This is a genomic window from Actinoplanes sp. NPDC048791 (assembly GCF_040650095.1).
GTDB lineage: Bacteria > Actinomycetota > Actinomycetes > Mycobacteriales > Micromonosporaceae > Actinoplanes.
The window spans coordinates 1-2,822 of the sequence record NZ_JBEZGQ010001045.1 but is presented as its reverse complement, the minus strand read 5'-3'; the positions used below and the strand labels follow the sequence as shown (position 1 = coordinate 2,822).

Below are 2,822 nucleotides of genomic sequence, written 5' to 3'. Positions count from 1 at the left end.
CGGCATTGCCGCGCTGCCGGTGCCGGTACTGCTGCTCGGCGTGCTGAAGTCCGGACTGATGGCCCCGGCCGGGATCTCGGCGGGGACCTCGCTCCTGGCCCATGTCCAGGGCTTTCTCCATCACAAGGCCCTGGCGGTGGGCACTGCGGCGACGATTGCGGTCAGCGGCGGGCTGGTCTACGCGGTCCACCGGACGGACCTGCCGCCCGGCTCCGCCGGCAGCGGAATCGCGTTGCCCACGCTCACCACGCGGCCGCTCACCCCCGAGACGGTACGGCCGGCAGCATCCGCTCCGCCGTCCCCGAGCGCCACCCCGACCGCACGTCCGGCGGCCGGCCTCGGAGTACGGACGGCTGACATCTACGTCGCGCCCGGCGGCAAGGACTCCGGCGACGGCAGTCTGCGCCGGCCGTACGCCACGCTGCAGAAGGCGGTGGCGGCCGTCCGGCCGGGACAGACGATCGCCCTGCGCGGCGGGACCTATCGGCCGGCCGCGGGCATCACCATCACGACCAGCGGTACGGCGGCACGGCCGATCGTGCTCAGCAACTACCGCGACGAGCGCCCGGTCATCGACGCGTCCGGCATCCCGGCCGACCAGTGGGCGGTCACCCAGCGTACGGCGTACTGGACGGTGCAGGGGCTGGAGGTGCGCGGGTCGAGGAGTCACGCGTACGTCTGCCGGGCCTGCCGTGACACCGTCTTCCGCCGGCTGTCGATGCACGACAACGTCCGGTCCGGGCTGATGCTGCGCGACCCCGGCACCACGGGCAACCAGGTGCTGGACAGCGACTTCTACGCCAACCGCGACCCGGCCGGCAGCGACAAGGTGGGCATCGGTCTGGGCGTGCAGTTCGGCGCGGGCGCGGGCAACGTGATCCGCGGCAACCGCGCCTACGGCAACGCCAGCACGGGCATCGACCTCGGCTCGTTCGCCGACCCGGTCACGGTCGAGTACACGTGGTCCTACGACAACGGTGCGAGCGGCTTCGCGCTCGGCGGCGGCGACCCGGCAGTCCCGGCAGCGCACCGGCTGCGGCACAGCGCGGCCTGGGACAACGCGGGCCACGGCTGCACCGACGAGGGCAACACCGCGGCGCTGCAGCTGACAAACAACACGGCGTTCCGCAACAGGGGTACGGGCTTCGCCATGCCGGACGCCGCGGCGGTGCTGCGCGCCAACGCGGCGGTCGACAACGCGGTCCCGCAGAGCCTGTCCCCGTCGGCGACCGAGGTCCGCAACAGCTGGCAGCAGGACGGCTGGAGCGCGGCCACGTTCCGCTCGACCGACCCGGCCGCCGCCCAAGGCCCCCGTACGGCCGCGGGCAGGCTCCCGGGCACGGACTTCCTCACCACCGGCAACGGCACCGGAGCGTCGATGGCCGGCCGCTGACCGGGCCGGTCTACCATCGCCGGCGTGGCGACGCGGCTGGTGCAGATCAACATGAAGGCAAGGGACGACTCGGCACTGGGCCGTTTCTGGGCCGAAGCGCTCGGCTGGGAAGTCTCCAGCGAGGGGCCCGGCGTGACCAACCTCGAACCCGAGGGCTTCGTCTACCCCGATCCCGTCGCTGTCTGCGTGGACCTCGTCGTCTCCCGGGAACCCAGGACGGCGAAGAACCGCGTGCACGTGGACCTCGCCACCACCTCGGCGGCCCACCAGGCGGAGCTGGTCGAGCGCCTGCTGGAGCTCGGCGCGACACCGGCCGACATCGGCCAGGGCGATGTCCCGTGGACGGTCCTGGCCGACCCGGAGGGCAACGAGTTCTGCGTGCTGGACTCGCTGTACGCGCAGACCGGACCGATCGCCTCGGTGGTGGTCGACTGCGCGGATCCGCGAGCCATGGCCCGCTTCTGGGGCAGCGCCATGGACTGGACGGTGCACGAGGTGACCGACCACAAGGCTGTTTTGCGTTCCGCCGCGGGCGTCGGCCCCTATCTGCTGTTCCTGCGGACACCCGACAAGAAGACCGGGTGGAATCGCGTCCACCTCGACGTCCGCCCCTATCCGGGTGACGACCTGGACGCCGAGGCGGCGAGGCTGCGCGGCCTAGGCGCCACCGCCGTCGACCTGGCCGGCGGCGATGTCCCGTGGGTGGTCCTGGCCGACCCGGAAGGCAACGAGTTCTGCCTCCTCACCCCCGCCTGATCCGCCCGCCGAGCTGTCCCGCCACGTGTTTCTCGATCGCGGCCAGGGCGTTGTCGTCGAGCTGGTGGTCGGTGCGCATCCGGTCGGCCAGGATCCGGATGGGGTCGTGCCGGGGACTGTCCGCCCGGGCGTACGTGCGGAAGTGCAGCAGCCGCGGGCCTGCTCCGGCCCGTACCGGATGCACCGCCGTCAAGGCCGCCCGGGTGACCGCCTCGATGTCCGCGCCGTCCACCGCGCCGGCCGGCAGGCCGTCCGGATCGGTCCCGTGCCGGCCCGCGCAGCAGAACAGCACGGGCAGCCGGTCGTCGATCGCCTGGCCCAGGCAGCTGGTCAGCCCGGGCGCCGCCTCGTCACCGACGAAGCAGACCGTCACCGCCGGCCGGTGCCGCCGGACGTCGTCGTGCGCGAGCTCCACGGCCAGGACCGGGCCGTCGGCCACGGTGTCGCCCGGGCCGAGCGCGGACCGCAGGCCCACCGTGATCGCCTCCTCGCCGCGGTGGGCGGGGTCCTGGTCGCCGCCGCGCAGCAGCAGCATCCGGTGCAGGAGTTCGGTGCGCTGGGCCGCTGTCGCCGGATGTCTTCCGGTCATCGTGGACACCTCCGTCGGTGCGTCCCCCTGAGTGTCGTCGCCCGGCCGGGCGCGGACCAGGGGCGGAAGGCCCGCGAAACTGAC

At 73.3% G+C, this 2,822-nt stretch carries 2 protein-coding genes and 1 pseudogene; 2 read left to right on the top strand and 1 reads right to left on the bottom strand.

Going from position 1 to position 2,822, the window contains the following annotated elements:
• A partial coding sequence (locus AB0C29_RS41860; protein ID WP_360832927.1) for a right-handed parallel beta-helix repeat-containing protein occupies positions 1–1,393 on the top strand: 1,393 nt, incomplete at its 5' end.
• A 24-nt stretch (positions 1,394–1,417) separates the two neighbouring features.
• Positions 1,418–2,149, top strand: coding sequence for a VOC family protein (locus AB0C29_RS41855; RefSeq protein WP_360832924.1), 732 nt, complete (start codon positions 1,418–1,420; stop codon positions 2,147–2,149).
• Here AB0C29_RS41855 and AB0C29_RS41850 read toward each other — a convergent pair.
• Positions 2,136–2,822, bottom strand: a pseudogene (locus tag AB0C29_RS41850) (hypothetical protein); the annotation flags it as partial. The gene AB0C29_RS41855 and the pseudogene AB0C29_RS41850 overlap by 14 nt on opposite strands.